Annotated in this window: 16 protein-coding genes; 3 read left to right on the top strand and 13 right to left on the bottom strand. The window is 63.3% G+C overall.

Features of this window, described 5'->3' with window-relative positions:
• Nucleotides 1–43 precede the first annotated feature (43 nt).
• On the top strand, nucleotides 44–1,240 hold the full coding sequence (locus WA950_RS09045) for a CaiB/BaiF CoA transferase family protein (protein ID WP_424551379.1): 1,197 nt from the start codon (nucleotides 44–46) through the stop codon (nucleotides 1,238–1,240).
• Complete coding sequence (locus WA950_RS09040; RefSeq protein WP_424551378.1) at nucleotides 1,237–2,886, top strand: thiamine pyrophosphate-binding protein; 1,650 nt, start codon at nucleotides 1,237–1,239, stop codon at nucleotides 2,884–2,886. Before WA950_RS09045 ends, WA950_RS09040 begins: the two co-directional genes overlap by 4 nt.
• A gap of 102 nt (nucleotides 2,887–2,988) precedes the next feature.
• Here the strand turns inward: WA950_RS09040 and WA950_RS09035 are convergent, their stop codons facing one another.
• Nucleotides 2,989–3,327: a TIGR01244 family sulfur transferase gene (locus WA950_RS09035; protein WP_424551377.1), complete on the bottom strand. Its 339-nt coding sequence runs from the start codon at nucleotides 3,325–3,327 to the stop codon at nucleotides 2,989–2,991.
• 72 nt (nucleotides 3,328–3,399) lie between these two features.
• Entirely contained in the window at nucleotides 3,400–4,242 is an 843-nt protein-coding gene (locus tag WA950_RS09030; protein WP_424551376.1) for a DUF4432 family protein, read from the bottom strand.
• Between the two features lie 208 nt (nucleotides 4,243–4,450).
• Between WA950_RS09030 and WA950_RS09025 the strand changes: the two genes are divergently transcribed.
• Nucleotides 4,451–5,896, top strand: coding sequence for a L,D-transpeptidase family protein (locus WA950_RS09025; protein ID WP_424551375.1), 1,446 nt, complete (start codon nucleotides 4,451–4,453; stop codon nucleotides 5,894–5,896).
• 126 nt (nucleotides 5,897–6,022) lie between these two features.
• Here the strand turns inward: WA950_RS09025 and WA950_RS09020 are convergent, their stop codons facing one another.
• The 11 genes from WA950_RS09020 to WA950_RS08970 all read right to left on the bottom strand — a co-directional run bounded on the left by WA950_RS09020 (nucleotide 6,023) and on the right by WA950_RS08970 (nucleotide 17,560).
• Nucleotides 6,023–7,546, bottom strand: coding sequence for a methyl-accepting chemotaxis protein (locus tag WA950_RS09020; protein ID WP_424551374.1), 1,524 nt, complete (start codon nucleotides 7,544–7,546; stop codon nucleotides 6,023–6,025).
• Between the two features lie 253 nt (nucleotides 7,547–7,799).
• Entirely contained in the window at nucleotides 7,800–8,516 is a 717-nt protein-coding gene (locus WA950_RS09015; RefSeq protein ID WP_424551373.1) for an AAA family ATPase, read from the bottom strand.
• 221 nt (nucleotides 8,517–8,737) lie between these two features.
• Nucleotides 8,738–9,883, bottom strand: a complete 1,146-nt coding sequence (locus WA950_RS09010; RefSeq protein WP_424551372.1) for an iron-containing alcohol dehydrogenase — start codon at nucleotides 9,881–9,883, stop codon at nucleotides 8,738–8,740.
• Nucleotides 9,884–9,888: 5 nt separating this feature from the next.
• Nucleotides 9,889–11,268, bottom strand: a complete 1,380-nt coding sequence (locus tag WA950_RS09005) for an aldehyde dehydrogenase family protein (RefSeq protein WP_424551371.1) — start codon at nucleotides 11,266–11,268, stop codon at nucleotides 9,889–9,891.
• 17 nt (nucleotides 11,269–11,285) lie between these two features.
• Nucleotides 11,286–11,702: a type II toxin-antitoxin system VapC family toxin gene (locus WA950_RS09000; protein ID WP_424551370.1), complete on the bottom strand. Its 417-nt coding sequence runs from the start codon at nucleotides 11,700–11,702 to the stop codon at nucleotides 11,286–11,288.
• Complete coding sequence (locus WA950_RS08995; RefSeq protein WP_424551369.1) at nucleotides 11,695–12,120, bottom strand: helix-turn-helix domain-containing protein; 426 nt, start codon at nucleotides 12,118–12,120, stop codon at nucleotides 11,695–11,697. Before WA950_RS08995 ends, WA950_RS09000 begins: the two co-directional genes overlap by 8 nt.
• An 83-nt stretch (nucleotides 12,121–12,203) precedes the next feature.
• Nucleotides 12,204–13,574 carry a glutamine synthetase family protein gene (locus tag WA950_RS08990; protein ID WP_424551368.1) on the bottom strand — a complete coding sequence of 457 codons (1,371 nt, stop codon included), beginning with the start codon at nucleotides 13,572–13,574 and terminating at the stop codon, nucleotides 12,204–12,206.
• 73 nt (nucleotides 13,575–13,647) lie between these two features.
• On the bottom strand, nucleotides 13,648–14,703 hold the full coding sequence (locus WA950_RS08985) for a TRAP transporter substrate-binding protein (protein ID WP_424551367.1): 1,056 nt from the start codon (nucleotides 14,701–14,703) through the stop codon (nucleotides 13,648–13,650).
• Between the two features lie 131 nt (nucleotides 14,704–14,834).
• Nucleotides 14,835–16,157: a TRAP transporter large permease gene (locus tag WA950_RS08980; RefSeq protein ID WP_424551366.1), complete on the bottom strand. Its 1,323-nt coding sequence runs from the start codon at nucleotides 16,155–16,157 to the stop codon at nucleotides 14,835–14,837.
• Entirely contained in the window at nucleotides 16,154–16,663 is a 510-nt protein-coding gene (locus tag WA950_RS08975; RefSeq protein WP_424551365.1) for a TRAP transporter small permease subunit, read from the bottom strand. Before WA950_RS08975 ends, WA950_RS08980 begins: the two co-directional genes overlap by 4 nt.
• A gap of 132 nt (nucleotides 16,664–16,795) precedes the next feature.
• The gene (locus WA950_RS08970) at nucleotides 16,796–17,560 is read right to left on the bottom strand and encodes an N-formylglutamate amidohydrolase (protein WP_424551364.1); all 765 of its coding nucleotides are present in this window, start codon (nucleotides 17,558–17,560) and stop codon (nucleotides 16,796–16,798) included.
• Nucleotides 17,561–17,595: the final 35 nt, after the last annotated feature.

Here is a 17,595-nt window from a genome sequence, read left to right as displayed (position 1 = left end):
CCCGGCCTGCGCCGTAGCGCGCGCGTCGGGGAGGGAGTGCACGATGGAGAAGCCGAACCTGCCGCTAGCCGGCATCCGTGTCATCGAGCTGGCCCGGGTTCTCGCCGGCCCCTGGGCCGGGCAGATGCTCGCCGACATGGGGGCGGACGTCATCAAGATCGAAAACCCCGATGGCGGCGACGATACGCGCGCCTGGGGCCCGCCCTTCGTGACGGGCAAGGACGGCGAAAACCTCTCGGCCGCCTACTACCACTCCACCAACCGCGGCAAGCGCTCCATCGCCGTCGACCTCAAGACGGAGGAAGGCCGGGAGACCGTCCACCGCCTGATCGCAACCGCCGATGTGGTCATCGAGAATTTCAAGGTCGGCGGGCTGACCAAATACGGGCTCGACTACCAGAACCTTGCGAAAAGCCACCCCAAGCTCGTCTATTGCTCGATCACCGGCTTCGGCCAGGACGGTCCCTATGCCGCCCGCGCCGGCTACGACTATATCGTGCAGGGCATGTCCGGCTTCATGTCGGTGACGGGCGCTCCCGACGGCGAGCCGATGAAGGCCGGCGTCGCCATCGCCGACATCTTCACCGGCATCTATGCCGTCACCGCCATCCAGGCGGCGCTCATCCATGTCCTGAAGACCGGCAAGGGCCAGCATGTCGACATGGCGCTGCTCGACGTGCAGTCCGCCGTCATGGCGAACCAGAACATGAACTTCCTCGCCTCCGGCGTTGCCCCGGCGCGGCTCGGCAATGCGCATCCGAACATCTCGCCCTACGAGGTCGTGCCGACATCCGACGGCCATATCATCCTCGCCGTCGGCAATGACGGGCAGTTCCGCAAGCTCTGCGGCATCCTGAAGCTCGACGGCATGGCGGACGACGAGCGCTTTGCCACCAACCGCGCCCGCGTCGCCCATCGCGACGACGTGCGCCGCCTCGTCACCGGCGCGACGGCCGCAATCACCAAGGCTGCGTTGCTGGAGGCCTGCGAGCGCGGGGGTGTGCCGGCCGGGCCGATCAACTCCATCGCCGAGACCTTCGACGACCCGCAGGTGAAGGCGCGCGGCCTGCGCGTCGACCTGCCGGATGCCGATGGCAACCTCATCCCCGGCGTGCGCACCCCCATCGTCTTTTCCGGCACCCCGCTTGCCTACGACCGTCCGAGCCCGCGGCTCGGCGAACACACCGACGCCGTGATGGCGGAACTCGTAACCCTCGAAGCAGGAAAGAAAAGCGCATGAAGACCGGTGGCCAGCTGATCGTCGACGCCCTCGTTGCCAATGGCGTCACGCGTGTTTCCTGCGTGCCGGGAGAAAGCTACCTCGCGGTGCTCGATGCGCTGCACGACACGGATATAGACGTGCTCGTCTGCCGGCAGGAAGGTGGCGCGGCGATGATGGCCGATTGCTGGGGCCGGCTCACCGGCCAGCCCGGCATCTGCATGGTCACGCGCGGCCCCGGCGCCACCAATGCCTCGGCGGGCCTCCATATCGCACGCCAGGATTCGATCCCGATGATCCTCTTCATCGGCCAGGTGCAGCGCGACGCGCGCGAGCGCGAGGCCTTTCAGGAGGTCGAATACCGCCGCGCCTTCACCGAGGTCGCCAAATGGGTTGCCGAGATCGACGACGCCCGCCGCATTCCTGAATTCATCACCCGCGCCTTTGCCGTCGCCACCTCCGGCCGGCCCGGCCCGGTCGTGCTGGCGTTGCCGGAAGACATGCTGACGGACGAAGTCGAGACGGTCGCCGCAAGAGCCTATACGCCGGTGGAGGCCCATCCGGGCCGCAAGCAGGTGGAAGAACTGGCCGGCCTCCTCGAAAAGGCCGAACGCCCGCTCGTCATCCTCGGCGGCACGCGCTGGTCGCAGGAGAGCGTTACCGGCTTCACGGCCTTCGCCGAGCGCTGGTCGCTGCCGGTCGCCTGCTCCTTCCGCCGGCAGATGCTGTTCGATCACCAGCATCCGAACTATGCTGGCGATTCCGGCATCGGCATCAACCCGGCGCTCGGCAAGGAAATCCGCGAGGCCGATCTCGTCCTGCTCTTGGGCGGACGCTATTCCGAAATGCCGTCTTCCACCTACAGCCTGCTGAAAAGCCCCTACCCGCAGCAGAAGCTGGTGCATGTCTATCCCGATCCCTCGGAACTCGGCCGCGTCTACCGCCCCGATCTTGCGATCTGCGCCGCGCCGGAGGATTTCGTCGCCGCGCTCGAAGGGCTCGCGCCGAAGAGCGCACCGCGCTGGGCCGCCCGCACCGCCACCATGCACGAAAACTTCCTGACATGGTCGACGCCGCCTGAAAGCGGCCCCGGCGCCGTGCAGATGGGGCCGATCATGGCCTGGCTGGAGAAAAACACCGGCGAAGACACGATCTTCACCAACGGCGCTGGCAACTATGCCACCTGGGTGCACCGCTTCCACCGGTTCCGCCGCTTTGCGACGCAGGCCGCCCCGGCCTCCGGCTCGATGGGCTACGGCCTGCCGGCGGCGGTTGCCGCCAAGCAACTCTTCCCGGAGCGCGAGGTCATCTGCTTTGCCGGCGATGGCTGCTTCATGATGCACGGACAGGAATTCGCGACCGCCGTGCGCTACAAGCTCCCGATCATCACGGTCGTCGTCAACAACGGCATCTACGGCACGATCCGCATGCATCAGGAACGGGACTATCCGGGCCGCGTCAGCGCCACCGATCTTACCAATCCCGATTTCGCAGCGCTTGCCGTCGCCTATGGCGGCCATGGCGAAACGGTGGAAAAGACGGAGGACTTCGCGCCGGCCTTCCTGCGCGCCCGCGCCAGCGGCAAGCCGGCGATCATCGAGGTGAAGCTCGACCCGGAAGCCATCACGCCGACGCGCACGCTGTCCGATATCCGCAACGGGAAGTAGTCTGGCGAGGGCGTGAAAGCCCCTCGTCCCTCTACCGCGACCTTCGCCCCGCTTGCGGGGAGAAGGTCGCGGTAGGCGGAGGGGAACTGCCCCTTCCCGGCGTCAGCCGCGAATGTGCCGCGTCTGTTCGTAGGTCTTCGTCGAGCGCATGCCGGAGCGGCAATAGCCGAGCATCGGGCGCGGCAGTTCGTCGAGCGCGTCAACCATGCCCGTCACTGCTTCCGCCGTCACGCCCATCGGACCGACAGGCACATGGGCCGTCTCGATACCGAGTTCGCTCGCGCGGGCGGCGATGGACGCAAATTCCGGCTGGCCGGCCTCTTCATGGTCCGGGCGATGGCAGACGATGGACTTGAAGCCCATGGCGGCAATAGCGTCGAGGTCCTCGACAGTGATCTGGCCGGAGACGGAATATTCGTCGTTGATCTCACGGATGTCCATGGGATGTGTCCTTTCCGAAATGGGTGCGCTCCCGTTTAAGCCCGCGCCGGCAGAGCGTCAATCACGCTCGATCTAGCGGACTTCGAAGGCGAGGCAGTAGCTGGCGCTCTCGCCCGGCGCAAAATCCGGCGCTTCGCCGGCCGCGATCAGTTCCGCGCGGGAGGCCAGGCGATGCGAGACCGGCTCGATGCCCAACACGGCGCAGCCGGGCGACTGGTTCCGCCAGACCTGGAGATAGGGCAAGGTATCGGTTCGGAAGCGGATATGCACGCTGCGCCCGCCGAGGCTGGCGATCGGGCCGACGGCGATCTCGGCCCAGCCGTCCTTCGCCGTTTCCGCCGCCGCCACGCAGAAGATCGTCATGTCGCCATCGTCGAAGCGCCAGGGCAGGCTGCCGCCCGGCAGCATGGCGCCGGTCAGCCGCGTCTCCTCGTCGAACAGGCCGGTGCCGAAATTGATATGGTACATGCCAAAGCACGGCCAGGCGGTATCACCGGAATTGACGATGACGTCGTCGAGCGTGACGCAGCCGGTCGACCGGTCGCTCCGCCAGCGGCGCACAAGCTCCGCCATCCCGCCATTGGCAAGCGCGACGGGAACGCGCCCCTCACAGACCGTCTCCCTCTCATCCTCCTCGATCAGCACGTCGAGCGCCGGATGGCCGCAAAGCGATCCGTGCAGCGGGTAGCGCCGCCCGTCGGCCGCACCTTCCACCGGCACTGGGTGGCGAATGTGATCGGGCCCGCAGGTAAACAGGAACCCCGGCAACGCCTTGTCGATGCGCGGATCGCCATCCGAGGGGATCGCAAAACCGGGCGCGATGTTCACTCCGTGGAAAACCGCGCTGCCGACATCCAGCACCGACTGCGGCGTCAAATCGAGGAGAAAGGTTTCGGCGGTCAGGGAAACGGTCATCCGGGGCTCCGGCAAGAGGCAATCTGGCGACAGCATGCTAGGATCAAAAGCCGCGCAACGCCACGGGACACACCCATTCGCCCGCATTTTTTCATGGAACGATCACGGCCGATCACAAGTTTTTGCCTGACGCGTTGACGTTGCGTTCACCATCGATTCAGATTTTCCATATTAAGGTCTGAATTGAAGTGTTCCGTCCGCGCGACATATGCAATCTGGCAGGTCTAAGATCGTGAATTCGATATTTAAAACAAGCATTTCACTCCTTGCGGCAGCATCCGTGCTCGGATTCGCTCTTACGCCCGCCCATGCCCAGAGCCGCCTTTCCCGCGATACCATCCTCGTATCGCCGCAGGGCGATATCCTCGACTACGTGCCGGACGACGGCAGCGTTCGCTGGGCGCGCGACAATCGCGGCCGCACCGTGCTGGTCGACAACTGGGGCAATATCGTCGCCACCGCCATGCCGGCCGGCCGCTATCTGGCGCGCGGCGACGATTATCGTCCGCGGCGCGACCGCTACCGCGATACGCGCGGTTATGACGACATGAACCCGGACTATTTTCCGCCGGCGCCTGGATCCGACTTCGGCGACGAGCTGACGACCAGTTCCGTGCCGGAAATGCGAAACGGCCTGCCGGGCGATATCGAACGGCAGCCGCTGCCAGACGCTGATTTCGGCGGTTCGCAGCCGCTGCCCGATTTCAACGGTGAAGACGACACCGCGGCGCTGCCGGAAAACGGCGTCGATCCGAATGCCGAATTCGTGCCCGGCCCGAAATTCGCGCCGGCACAGGCGCTCGGCAAGATGTCCTCCGCAGAAGTCACCGCGCTTCAGGTGTTCCTCGACCGTGAAGGGTTTTCACCGGGCGTGATCGACGGCAAGAAGGGCTCGAACGTCACCAAGGCGATCGAAGCCTGGCAGAACGCGACGGGCGAAAAGCTCGATCCGAACAATGCCGACGATATTCTGGAGCGGCTGCGCCTTTCCGGCGGCATGGCCTTCACCACCTATGAGATCAGCGCCGCCGACGCGGCCGGTCCCTATGTGGCCTCGATCCCGGACGACTATGCGCACAAGGCGGCCCTGCCGCATCTTTCCTTCACGTCGACCAGCGAGATGCTGGCCGAAAAGTTCCATATGGACGAGGCCTATCTGAAGGAAATCAACCCCGGCGTCGATTTCACCATTCCCGGCACGCTCATCAAGGTCGTCGATACCGGCGAGAAGAAGACCGGCAAGGTGGCGAAGATCCTCGCCGACAAGGGTCGCAAGCAGGTGCTCGCCTATGACGCGAACGGCACGCTGATCGCCGCCTACCCGGCCAGCATCGGTTCGGCCGATACGCCCTCGCCTTCCGGCATCGTCTCGGTCCAGCGCATCGCGCTCAATCCGGGCTATACCTACAATCCGAAGATCAATTTCCAGCAGGGCAACAACAACAAGGTCCTGACCTTGCAGCCCGGCCCGAACGGCCCGGTCGGCACCGTCTGGATCGCTCTTTCCAAGCCGACCTACGGCATTCACGGCACGCCGGAACCCTCCAAGATCGGCAAGACCCAGAGCCACGGCTGTATCCGCATGACCAACTGGGACGCCACCGAGCTTGCCAAGATGACGAGCGCGGGCGTGACGGTCGAATTCGTCGACTGATCCACCCAGCCAACGAAGCATCGGAGCCGGCCTTCAGGGCCGGCTTTTTTGTCTCCGCAGCAGCCAGAAACAGGAAGGCCGGGCAACGCAAGCGCTCCCGGCCCTCCTTCAACTATCGACGATCGCTCAGGCGGCGCGCGTGTAGCCCGAATCCTTGGCAGGCTGCGCCGTGCCGCCGGTGCGGAAGGCGCTGAGCTGGGCGGCGATCGATGCGGCTTCCTGCGTCAGCGCCTGGCTTGCGGCATTCGCCTGCTCGACCATGGCGGCATTCTGCTGGGTGATCTGGTCCATGGCGTTGATCGCCTGATTGACCGCCTGAAGGCCTGTCGCCTGTTCGGCCGTGCTGGCGCGGATGGAGTTGAACACCGCGCTGACTTCGACGACCTGCGAAACGATCTGGCGCAGCGACTGGGCGACCTCGTTGACCGAACGCACCCCGTCCTCGACCTGGCCGTGCGACCGGGCAATGAGGTTCTGGATGTCCTTGGCCGCATCCGCGCAGCGCTGGGCGAGCGCCCGCACTTCCGAGGCGACGACGGCAAAGCCGCGGCCGGCCTCCCCTGCCCGCGCGGCCTCGATGCCGGCATTCAGCGCCAGAAGGTTGGTCTGGAAGGCGATCTCGTCAATCACCTCGATGATGTTGGCGATGGCGGCCGAGGAGGCCTGGATCTCGCCCATGGCGGTGATCGCTTCTTCCACGACTTCACCGCTGCGCTGGGCGTTGTCGCGCGCCGCCTCGACGAGCGCATTCGCATCGTTTGCGCTTTGCGCGGTGTGGCGCACGGTGGTCGTCACCTCTTCGATTGCGGCAGCCGTTTCCTCAAGATTGGCCGCCTGCCGTTCCGTGCGCTTGGCAAGGTCGTCGGAGGCCGACGCGATCTCGCGGGCGCTGAGATGGATCGACCCGGCGCCGACGCCGATATTGCCGATGGCCTGCGCCAGAGTGGACATGGCGTGGTTGAAGTCGTGCCGCAGCGTTTCATAGGCCTCCGGCAGCGCACCGTTGATGCGCGCGGTAAGGTCGCCATCCGATATGCGCTTCAGCGCCGCGCCGAAACTGTCGTTCACCAGCTGGCGTTCCTCGCCGAGAACCTGCGCCTGCACCATCTGCTGCTTGGTGAGGTCGGACATGTCGTTATAGACGGAGATCGACAGGTCCATGTCGAGGAACATGGCCTTGAGCAGGCTGGAGAACCGCGCAGCGAACTCCTCCGGGGCGATTTCCTGACGGGAAAAGAGCCCCTGCTTCGGCCACAGCGACCTGACCGCTTCCGTCAGAAGATGCTCGACGATCAGCGCGTAGCCGCCGATATACCAGCGCGGCTCCAGCCCGATGCGCGCATGCACATGGCCGATCGTCTGGACCTTCGCTGCATAGTCACCGGTAAAATCAGCCGACGCGATGTTCGCCCAATGGCCAAGCTGGGCGTTCTTGGCACGGTTGATATGCGCATCGTTGGAGAAGAGGTGATTCACCTCCGGGCTCTTGCGCACGATGGCATAGAACTTGTCGAGCGCCGGGCCGAGTTCCTTCTCGATGAAGGGCTTGAGACTGCGCAGTCGCGTAAGGGAAGCCTCGTCAAGGCCGAGATACTCCAGACGACGCGCGATATCGTGGCTCTGGCTGGCGGTCTGCGGGACTGGCTTCATGCTGAGGGCATCCTGGTACTCGAGAAACGGAATTAAAGCGATAACGCACCTCGGGAGGCGGCGCCGCACGGCACGCCCAACCCGCAACCCGTCATGGGTTCTGCTGAAGGCAAGGCCTTCATGGGATAGCTTTCTGACGCGATATCATTAAGTTAGGCATGGTAAATTGTTCATTACCAAGCCTTGCCTCAAATCACGGGAACGGCGGCGCATATGGTCGCAACCGTTCCTGGCTTTCGTCAAATCCGGGAACTCAAGCCGCCGGCCGAAGCGTGCGGAAAAAGCCGCGCTCTGTCGCGGTCGGTTTGCGCGCGGGCACGAGGCGGAGCACTTCCTCGGCAAAGAGCCGCGCATTCTCGCGCGCCTTGTCGAGGTTGCTGACCTTCAGCGGATCCATCGAATAGAGCGTGCCGCCGCCATCGAAGATTTCACGGAAAGCCGTGCGCTCGCCGATCGGCGTGTCGAGCACATTCACGCCGCGTGCCGACAGCAGCGCCTTGATGGCCGTCATGGCGCGGGTCGTCACCATCGCGCTCATGCGGGTGAGCACGACCGAATGGTTGATGCGGATGCCGGCCTTTTCGTCCAGCTGTTTCAAGAGGTCGAGGATCTGCGCGGCGCCCCGCGCATCCATCGCACAGCCCTGCACCGGGATCATCACATGATCGGACAGACCGATGGCGGTGGCGACCAGCGCATCGCGTGCGCCGGCAAGGTCGATGATGAAATAGTCCGTCGCCGCACGGTTCTCGCGGATATGACACTGAAGCGAGGCCATGGATACTTCGGAAATGACGGCGATATTGCGCTGGCGGCCGGATGTCTCGTGCCAGTGGCTGATCCAGCGTTGCGGGTCCGCATCAAGGATGGTGATGCAGTGGCCCTGACTTGCAAGCTCGGTGGCAAGGATCAAGGCCGCTGTGGTCTTGCCCGCGCCGCCCTTGGCATTGGCAAATGTGATGACTGACATGGCGTTCCTCGTTGAAGGCTGTGAGCTTCCTGATCGCTCTGGTCGGGCGGCCCGGTGAAAAATGGCGCCCCTTAATCAAACCTTTCAAAACATGGTTAAGGAATTGCAAACTTTCGTATCGAAAAGATTAACGAGACGGTGCGCCGGAACCACGCCTTGCAAAGAAAAAGCCCGGAAAACCTGCGTTTTCCGGGCTTCATTCAAGGGTAAAAAGTAAAAACTCAGATGCACTCGATGAAGAGGCGCTTGGCCGCATCGAGCGTCAGTTCCACCGGATTGCCGCCAGCCGTCGGGTCAACGATCGCCATGGCGGACATTTCATCGATCCTGTCCGTGCCGACGCCGAGCGCCGAAAGCTTGTCGGGAACGCCAAGCTCTTCGCGCAGGCGCAGCACATAGTCGAAGAAACCGTCGAAGCCGCCGGCTATGCCGAGATAGGCGGCAGCGCTGGCAATCCTCGCCTCGATGGCGGGACGGTTGAAGGTCAGCACCGGCGGCATCACGACGGCATTGGTCATGCCGTGGTGGGTGTTGTAGATCGCCCCGACCGGGTGCGACAGCGAGTGGATTGCACCCAGCCCCTTCTGGAAGGCGACCGCGCCCATGGCGGCGGCCGACATCATATGGGAGCGTGCCTCGATATCCGTGCCGTCCCTGTAGGCGCGCGGGAGGTATTCCTTGACGAGGCGCATGCCCTCAAGCGCGATGCCCTGGCTCATCGGGTGATAGAAGGGCGAGCAATAGGCTTCAAGGCAATGGGCGAAGGCGTCCATGCCGGTGCCGGATGTGATGACCTTCGGCATGCCGACCGTCAGTTCCGGATCGCAGATCGTCACCGCGGGAAGGAACTTCGGATGGAAGATCACCTTCTTGGTATGCGTCTCGGAATTGGTGATGACCGAGGCACGGCCAACTTCCGAGCCGGTGCCGGCCGTCGTCGGCACGGCGACGATCGGCGCGATGCCGGCTGGATCGGCACGGGTCCACCAGTCGCCGATATCCTCGAAATCCCAGACGGGGCGCGTCTGGCCGGACATGAAGGCGACGGCCTTGCCGAGGTCGAGGCCCGAGCCGCCGCCGAAGGCGACGACGCCGTCATGGCCGCCATCCCTGAACGCCTTGACGCCGGCTGCGAGGTTCTTGTCGGTCGGGTTCGGATCGACCTCCGCGAACATCGCCCGGCCGAGGCCTGCGGCCTCCAGAATGGCAAGCGCATTCTGCGTGATCGGCATTGTCGAAAGGCCGCGATCGGTGACAAGCAGCGGCTTCTTCATGCCGACTGCCTTGCAGTGATCGGCCAGTTCCGAGATGCGGCCCGCCCCGAACTTGATGGCGGTCGGGTAGCTCCAGTTGGCAGTGATGGTCATGCTCTTCAAGCTTTCCTGAAATGGTAGGATTTCGGTCTCGTGAGGTTGTGGAAGCCGATGACGGAGAGCGAACCGCCACGGCCCGTTTCCTTGACGCCGGTCCAGCACAGCGCCGGGTCGAGATAGTCGGCGCGGTTCTGGAATACCGTGCCGGTCTCCAGGTCGCGGGCGATGCGGGCCGCACGCTCGCTGTCCTTCGTCCACAGCGAGACGGTGAGGCCGTACTTGCAATCGTTCATCAGGGCGAGCGCTTCCTCGTCGCTCTTCACCTTCATGATGCCGACGGCCGGACCGAAGGTCTCTTCGGTCATGAACTCCATCGAATGATCGACATCGACGAGGATCTGCGGGGCGACATAGGCGCCGCCGTCATCGGCCGGGAACAGCTTGGGATCGACCAGCGCCTTCGCGCCGCGCGAAACCGCATCGGCGATCTGCGAACGCACGGTCGCGGCAAAGCGCTTGTGCGCCATCGGGCCGAGGGTCGTTTCCGGGTCGAGCGGGTTGCCGAGCTTGTAGTTCGACACCCAGGCGACGGATTTTTCGACGAAGGCGTCGTAGAGCTTCTCGTTGACGTAGACGCGCTCGATGCCGCAGCAGCACTGGCCCGAATTGTAGGTCGCGCCGTCCATCAGCGTATCGACCGCCGCGTCGAGGTCCGCGTCTTCCATGACGTAGCCCGGGTCCTTGCCGCCAAGCTCCAGTCCCACCGGCGTGAACGTGCCGGCGGCGGCGCGCTCGATGGACCGGCCACCTTCGACGGAGCCGGTGAAATTGACAAAGTCGAACGCGTTTCCGGCGATCAGCGCCGAAGTCGTGTCATGATCGAGGAAGACATTCTGGAACACGCCCTCCGGCACGCCAGCCTCGTTGAAGGCGCGCACGAGTCGCTCGCCGACGAGCAGCGTCTGGGCGGCATGCTTGATGATGATCGTGTTGCCCGCCATCAGCGCCGGCGCGATCGTGTTGATCGCGGTCATGTAGGGATAGTTCCACGGCGCGATGACGAAGACGACGCCATGCGGCTCGCGCTCGATGCGGCGCTCGAAGCTGCCGCTGTTCTCGACAACGATCGGCGCCAGCGACGAGCCGGCAATCTCCGCCACATAGTTGGAGCGCTCGTTGAAGCCCTTGAACTCGCCGCCATAGCGGACGGGGCGGCCCATCTGCCAGGCGATTTCCGGCACGATCTCGTCGGCCATTTCATTGACGCGCGCCACGCCCTTCAGGACGAGCTGGATGCGGTCTTCCAGCGGACGCTTCGCCCAGGCCTTCTGCGCCTTTTTCGCGCGGGCGACGACCTCTTGCGCGGCAGCCAGCGGCATCGCCTCGCGCTCGGCGTAAACCGAGCCATCCACGGGGGATATGCATTTGATCACAGTCATTCTTTCAGAACTCCGTTTTAACAGGCCAGCGCCCTTACATGGCCGGCAACGCTATAGGCGAGGATCGCTCTATCGCGGGTGATGATAGTCAGATCGTGTCCGCGCGCTGTGGCGATGATGATGCGATCGATGGGATCCTTGTGCAAAGGCAGCGGGAGAAAGGACGCGGCCATGAAAATATCAGCCGTCACCTGTATCTCCGAAAGCCCCGCTCCTGCCAGAAACTCATCATACCAGCGCTTGGGCTCCTTGGTTTCGCTAATGCGGCCGTGAGCAACGAGCATCCCCATTTCCCACGCCGTCACGGCTGAAACATGGATGGGCACCCCACTGTCGCGGGCATCGCTTACGACATGGGCCGCCGCCTCGGAAATCGGGAGACGCTGAGACATCCAGATGACGGCACAGGTATCAAGAAGAAATCCGCTACTCATTATAGAGCTTGCCACTCCATTCAAAATCCAGCGGCTCCGTCAAATCCACCCCCGGTGCAATCGTCAGCGTTCCCTTCATGCAGCCGAAAATCGGATGCCGGTATGGATCCTTGCCGGCCTTTTTCCCTGATGCTTCCTGTTGCGGCTCTGCCTCGTGTGTTGCGTAGCTACCTTGCTTCCCCTCCTCAAAGCCTGATTGCGGCAAAAATCGATGTTCAGCCACTTCCGCAAGACTTACGCCCAGAAACTCCGCAATCTTGTCCTGCTGCTGGACGGACATGTTCTTTTCTCCGCTCAACATGCGTGACACAGCGCTTCTATCACGCCCCAGGAAGCGGGCCAGATCGCTTTGGTTGCTGCCGCGCTTCTTCAGCTGTTCACGAAACCAACCTGTATCGATCGTATATTCCTGCTCCATGATGTGGTCCTTCTACACGCGTAGGGACAACAAGGATCGCATCGTGTTGCGATAACGTCAACAATATTCCAAATCGCGCAACATCATGCCCTCTCGAAGCCGCGCGCCACCTCCCAGTCGGTGATGCGACGATCATACTCTTCCTGCTCCCACTCGGCAGCGCGGACATAGTGATCGACCACGTCATCGCCGAAGGCATCGCGCAGCATCTCGGATTCCTTCAGCGCCGCCGCGGCACCGCGCAGCGTCCTCGGAATCTCGCGGATGTCCTTGCCGCCATAGGCATCGCCCTCGAAGGGGGCTTCGAGCTCCAGCCTCTCCTCGATGCCCGCAATGCCGGCCGCAAGCAGCGCCGCCATGGCGAGATAGGGATTGAGGTCCGAGCCGCCGACGCGGCATTCGATGCGAATGCCCTTCGATCCGGCTCCGCAAAGGCGGTAGCCGGCCGTGCGGTTGTCCTTGCTCCAGACCGCCTTGGTCGGCGCGAAGGTGCCGGCGACGAAGCGCTTGTAGGAATTGATGTAGGGCGCAAGGAAATAGGTGATCTCGCTGGCATGGGCGAGCTGGCCCGCCACATACATGCGCATCAGCTCCGACATGCCGTACCGGGCCTCCTTGTCGAAGAATTTCGGCTCCTTGCCGTCCAGGCTCCACAGCGACTGGTGGATATGCGAGGACGAGCCGGCGGCGTTGTAGTTCCACTTGGCCAGGAAAGTGACGGCCTTGCCCCGCTGCCAGGCGATTTCCTTGGTGGCGTTCTTGATGATCGAATGCCGGTCGGCCATGGCCACCGCCTCGGCATAGCGCACGTTGATCTCCCCCTGGCCGGGCGATGCCTCGCCCTTGGAGTTTTCCACCGGAATGCCGGCGCCCTGCAGGCCGTTGCGCAGCGCCCGCATGACATCCTCTTCCTTCGTGGTCTGGAAGATGTGGTAGTCCTCGTTGTAGCCGCTGGCTGGCATGAGGTCGCGATAGCCGCTCTCGCGAGCATGATCATAGGTCTGGTCGAACAGGTAGAATTCAAGCTCGCTGGCCATGAAGGCCTTGAAGCCCAGGGCCTCCAGCCGCTTGACCTGCTTCTTGAGAACCGCGCGCGGCGAGTGTGGCACTTCCGCATGGGTGTGGTGGTCGAGAACGTCGCAAAGCACCAGCGCGGTGCCTTCGAGCCAGGGCAGTTTGCGCAGCGTGGCAAGGTCCGGCTTCATCGTATAGTCGCCATAGCCGGCAGCCCAGCTTGTCGACTTGTAGCCGGGGACGGTCTCCATCTCGATGTCGGTCGCAAGCAGGTAGTTGCAGCTATGCGTCTCCTCATAGCCGCTTTCGACAAAATACTGCGCGTGGAAGCGTTTGCCCATCAGGCGCCCCTGCATGTCCACCAGGCATGCGAGAACGGTGTCGATGCGGCCCTCGGCCACATCCTTCTTCAGGTCATCAAAACTATAGGTCACGGTCATCGGGCGGTCCTGCGGGTTGTGGCGTCATGCCGGACCGGGCCTTGGCAAGCCCGGTCCGGGGTGTCGGTTGCTATCAGCCGTTGACGTAGGGCGGTCCTGCCTTGTTGATGACGGCGTTGTAGTCCTCGAAGATCTTGACGACCTTGGCGGCCGTCTCGCTCTGTCCGGCGATCTCCTTCCAGAACACCTTGGCCGCATCCTCGACGACCTTCCACTCGGCTGCCGGGATGCTGGTGAGCTTCAGCTTCGTGCCCTCGGCGCGCAGCTTGGCCTCACCGCCCCAGTACCACTGGTCGCGGTAGTTGTTACCGGCCTCGATGGCGGTCATGACCAGCTTCTTCAGGTGATCCGGCAGTTCTGCCCACTTCTTCTCGTTGACGAAGAAGGAGCCGATCCAGGCTCCCGAGATGTTGTTGGTCAGGAAATGATCCGTCACGTCGGCCCAGCCGACCGTGTAGTCCTCGGTGATGCCCGACCAGGCCATGCCGTCGAGTTCACCGGTCTGCACGGCAACCTGCGCGTCTTCGTAGGGGATCGTCACCGGCACGACGCCGAACTGGGTGAGGAAGCGGCCCGCGGTCGGGAAGGTGTAGAGGCGCAAGCCCTCCAGGTCCTTCACCGAGTTGATCGCCTTCTTGGTGTTGAAATGGCACGGATCCTGGCCCGAAGCCGCGAGCCAGACGACGCCGCCGACCTTTTCATAGGACGAGCGCCAGATATCGGCGAGGCCGTACTGCTTGAACAGCACCGGCACGTCGAGGATCTGCTTGGTTGCAAGCGGGAAGTAGCCGCCGAAGGTGGCGACATCGGCCGGCGAGGCCATGGAATCGTCGTCGGAATGCACGGCGTCGATCGTGCCGGCCTGAAGCGCGCGGAAAAGCTCACCGGTCGGTACGATCTGGTCGGCGAAGTAGAGTTCGATCTCCAGCTCGCCCTTGGCGGCTGCGTTGATCGCATCGACGATCGGCTTGGTGACATGCTCGCCGAGCGCAGCGCCCGCATAGGTCTGGAAGCGCCACTTGATGGGCGTCTGGGCCTTCACGACGGCGGGTGCGGCAAGCGTTGCGGCGCCTGCCGCACCGATCGTCACCACCCCTGCCCTGGTAAGAAACTGCCTTCTGTTGGTCATATCTCTATCCCTCTGGTTATACGTCTCGTTTTGCCGGGAACGGCCGTTAATCCCGGTCGGTCGAACGTTTTTTTTCTGTCGGCCCATTACTCCCGTCGGACGCCCGGTGGTTCCCGCCACCGGGCGTCCGGTTACTTGCTGTAGTAGTTGTTCGGCAGCCACGTCGCGATGTCGGGGAACACGCCGATGATGATCAGGCTTGCGACCATGATGCCGACAAACGGCCAGATCGACTTGTAGATATCGGACATGGTGATGCCGGACGGCGCCATGGCGCGCATCATGAACAGGTTGTAGCCGAAGGGCGGCGTGATGTAGGCGATCTGGCAGGTGATCGTGTAGAGAATGCCGTACCAGACGAGGTCGAAGCCCAGCTTCTGCACCAGCGGGATGTAGAGCGGCGCGACGATGACGAGCATCGCCGTGTCGTCGAGGAACATCCCCATGATGAGGAAGGAGAGTTGCATCAGCACCAGCACCTGCCAGGGCTCGAGGCCAAGGTCGCCGAGGAAGAAGCGCTCGATCGACTTTACCGCACCAAGACCGTCGAAAACGGCGCCGAAGCAGAGCGAGGCGATCAGGATCCACATGAACATGCAGGTGATACCGAGCGTCTTCTGCAAGACGTCGTTCCACAGCCGCCTGCTGAGGCGACCGCGCTGCCAGGCAACGAGGGCCGAGGAGATGGCGCCGACGGCCGAGGCTTCCACAAGGCTGGCGATGCCGCTCAGAAACAGCCACATCATCAGTGAGAAGATGCCGAGGGGCAGGACGCCTGCCGTCAGCAGCTTCAGTTTTTCAGCCATGGGCACCGCGCGCTCCTCCGCCGGCAGCGCCGGTCCGAGCGACGGATTGATCCGGCAGCGGATATAGACGTAGATCGCCATCAGCAAGGCCATCAGCAGGCCGGGGAAAACGCCGGCGAGCCAGAGCTGGCCGACCGGTACGCGGGCGATCATGCCGTAGAGCACGAGCACGATGCTCGGCGGAATGAGGATGCCGAGCGTCGAGCCGCCCTGCACCACGCCGGTCGTCATCACCTTGTCGTAGCCGCGGCGCAGCAATTCCGGCAGCGCGATGGTGGCGCCGATCGCCATGCCGGCGACCGACAGGCCGTTCATCGCCGAGATGATCACCATGAGGCCGATGGTGCCGAGCGCCAGGCCGCCGTTGATCGATCCCATCCAGACGTGGAACGCCTTGTAGAGGTCTTCGGCGATGCCCGATTCCGAGAGCATGTAGCCCATGAAAACGAACATCGGCACCGTCAGCATCGGATACCATTTGACGAGCTTCATGGCGGAGGCGAAGCCCATTTCCGAGCCGCCCGTGCCCCAGAGCAGGAAGGCCGCGACGACGCCGACGAAGCCTATGACGGCAAAGACGCGCTGCCCGGTAAGCAGCAGCACCATCATGCCGGCAAACATCGTGATTGCGATGAATTCATAGCTCATGCGATGGGCCTTCCCCGCAATTCCGCGATATCCTTGAAGAGCGAGGAGGTAGCCTGCGCAAGCATCATCACGACACCGAAGGTCATGATGGTCTTGATCGGCGCCATGTAGGGCGCCCAGGCGCTGAAACTCTTTTCGTTGAACTGAATGGCGTAGGCCGTGCTGGAAATGCCGCCATAGAGCATGAAGCCCAGGAAGACGATCAGCGCAACGGCCGTGACGACGTCGAAGGCCGCGCGGCGGCGCAGCGACCATTGGCTGTAGAAGAGGTCCATGCGGACGTGGTCGCCGGTCTGCATGGCGAAGGCGCCGCCGAGCATGTAGTAGGCGGCCATGGTGAACTGCGCGGATTCCAGGGTCCAGTTCGCCGGCAGGTGGAACGCCTTCGAAATCGAGGAATAGAACAGGATCGCGAACATCGCGAAGATCAGGTACATCGCAAAAAGGCCGACACGCCGGTTGAACGTGTCGACGAAGCGTACATAACTCTTGATGAAATCAGGCATGTCCCCTGCCCCCTTTGACAGCGGCGGCGTTCTCAGCCGGGCCAGACCTCCAGTGTATTAACGCAAGCATTCGCTTGGCCTCTCCAGTTCGTGTTCACTTCCGTCTCCACGGACATTCCGTTCCCAGGGCGTTTATTGTTTTATTGCGGGGATGCTCTCACGCAGCAGCCCCGACAGGTAGCCTGCCATCACCCTCTGGCTGGCTTCGTCCTTGATGAGGTCGTTGCGAACCTCGATCATCACATTGGGCAGGCCATTGGATAGGCCGTGCTCCTTCAGCGTATGCGTTACGCCGTCGTCCGGGCCATAGGGCTCGTTGCGGCGAACGTCATAGCGTTTGTCCTCACTGGCAGCGGTCAGCATCGCATCGGCAAGGCGTGCGTCGGCGTCGTGCAGGATGCCGATTTCCACCAGACGCTGCATGCCGAAATAGATCGGCGTGAAACTGTGCATGGTCACGATGACCGGCGCCCGACCCTCTGCGATCCGCTCTTTCACGATGCGGGAGAGCGTGTCGCGGAATGGCAGGTAGAGCGCTTCGGTGCGGGCATCGCGTGCCGCCTGATCGAGGCCGGCATTGCCCGGAACGTCGAACACCTCGCTCTTTTCCGGCATGGCGGCCGGCGATTCCGGCGGACGGTTGCAATCGTAGACGAGACGCGAAAAGCGCTGGAAAAGCAGGGTCGCATCGAGGTGTTCGGCCATCAATCGCGACACGGCGAGCGCACCCGGATCCCAGGCGATATGGCTGGCGCGCACCTCCTCGGAAAGGCCGAGCGTGCCGAGCGACTTCGGCAAAAGACGCGATGCATGCTCGCAGACCAGGATGATCGGTCCACGCGCAACAGCATTCTCCAGGGCGACGGGGTCGCCCTCTTCTCCACTCAGAATTCCCATGAGCCTGATCCCCTCGACCGGCTTTTATCATTACT

The sequence above is a fragment of the Shinella sp. genome, assembly GCF_049651085.1.
In the GTDB taxonomy this organism is placed as follows: Bacteria; Pseudomonadota; Alphaproteobacteria; order Rhizobiales; family Rhizobiaceae; genus Shinella.
Note: the sequence above shows the minus strand (reverse complement) of the source record. Positions and strands in the feature narration are given on the sequence as shown.

What these genes read in the sequence shown, in the direction of transcription:
- WA950_RS09045 (WP_424551379.1), top strand. Translation starts at nt 44, where the DNA reads ATGGAGAAGCCGAACCTGCCGCTAGCCGGCATCCGTGTCATCGAGCTG.
- WA950_RS09040 (WP_424551378.1), top strand. Translation starts at nt 1,237, where the DNA reads ATGAAGACCGGTGGCCAGCTGATCGTCGACGCCCTCGTTGCCAATGGC.
- WA950_RS09035 (WP_424551377.1), bottom strand. Translation starts at nt 3,327, where the DNA reads ATGGACATCCGTGAGATCAACGACGAATATTCCGTCTCCGGCCAGATC.
- WA950_RS09030 (WP_424551376.1), bottom strand. Translation starts at nt 4,242, where the DNA reads ATGACCGTTTCCCTGACCGCCGAAACCTTTCTCCTCGATTTGACGCCG.
- WA950_RS09025 (WP_424551375.1), top strand. Translation starts at nt 4,451, where the DNA reads ATGCAATCTGGCAGGTCTAAGATCGTGAATTCGATATTTAAAACAAGC.
- WA950_RS09020 (WP_424551374.1), bottom strand. Translation starts at nt 7,546, where the DNA reads ATGAAGCCAGTCCCGCAGACCGCCAGCCAGAGCCACGATATCGCGCGT.
- WA950_RS09015 (WP_424551373.1), bottom strand. Translation starts at nt 8,516, where the DNA reads ATGTCAGTCATCACATTTGCCAATGCCAAGGGCGGCGCGGGCAAGACC.
- WA950_RS09010 (WP_424551372.1), bottom strand. Translation starts at nt 9,883, where the DNA reads ATGACCATCACTGCCAACTGGAGCTACCCGACCGCCATCAAGTTCGGG.
- WA950_RS09005 (WP_424551371.1), bottom strand. Translation starts at nt 11,268, where the DNA reads ATGACTGTGATCAAATGCATATCCCCCGTGGATGGCTCGGTTTACGCC.
- WA950_RS09000 (WP_424551370.1), bottom strand. Translation starts at nt 11,702, where the DNA reads ATGAGTAGCGGATTTCTTCTTGATACCTGTGCCGTCATCTGGATGTCT.
- WA950_RS08995 (WP_424551369.1), bottom strand. Translation starts at nt 12,120, where the DNA reads ATGGAGCAGGAATATACGATCGATACAGGTTGGTTTCGTGAACAGCTG.
- WA950_RS08990 (WP_424551368.1), bottom strand. Translation starts at nt 13,574, where the DNA reads ATGACCGTGACCTATAGTTTTGATGACCTGAAGAAGGATGTGGCCGAG.
- WA950_RS08985 (WP_424551367.1), bottom strand. Translation starts at nt 14,703, where the DNA reads ATGACCAACAGAAGGCAGTTTCTTACCAGGGCAGGGGTGGTGACGATC.
- WA950_RS08980 (WP_424551366.1), bottom strand. Translation starts at nt 16,157, where the DNA reads ATGAGCTATGAATTCATCGCAATCACGATGTTTGCCGGCATGATGGTG.
- WA950_RS08975 (WP_424551365.1), bottom strand. Translation starts at nt 16,663, where the DNA reads ATGCCTGATTTCATCAAGAGTTATGTACGCTTCGTCGACACGTTCAAC.
- WA950_RS08970 (WP_424551364.1), bottom strand. Translation starts at nt 17,560, where the DNA reads ATGGGAATTCTGAGTGGAGAAGAGGGCGACCCCGTCGCCCTGGAGAAT.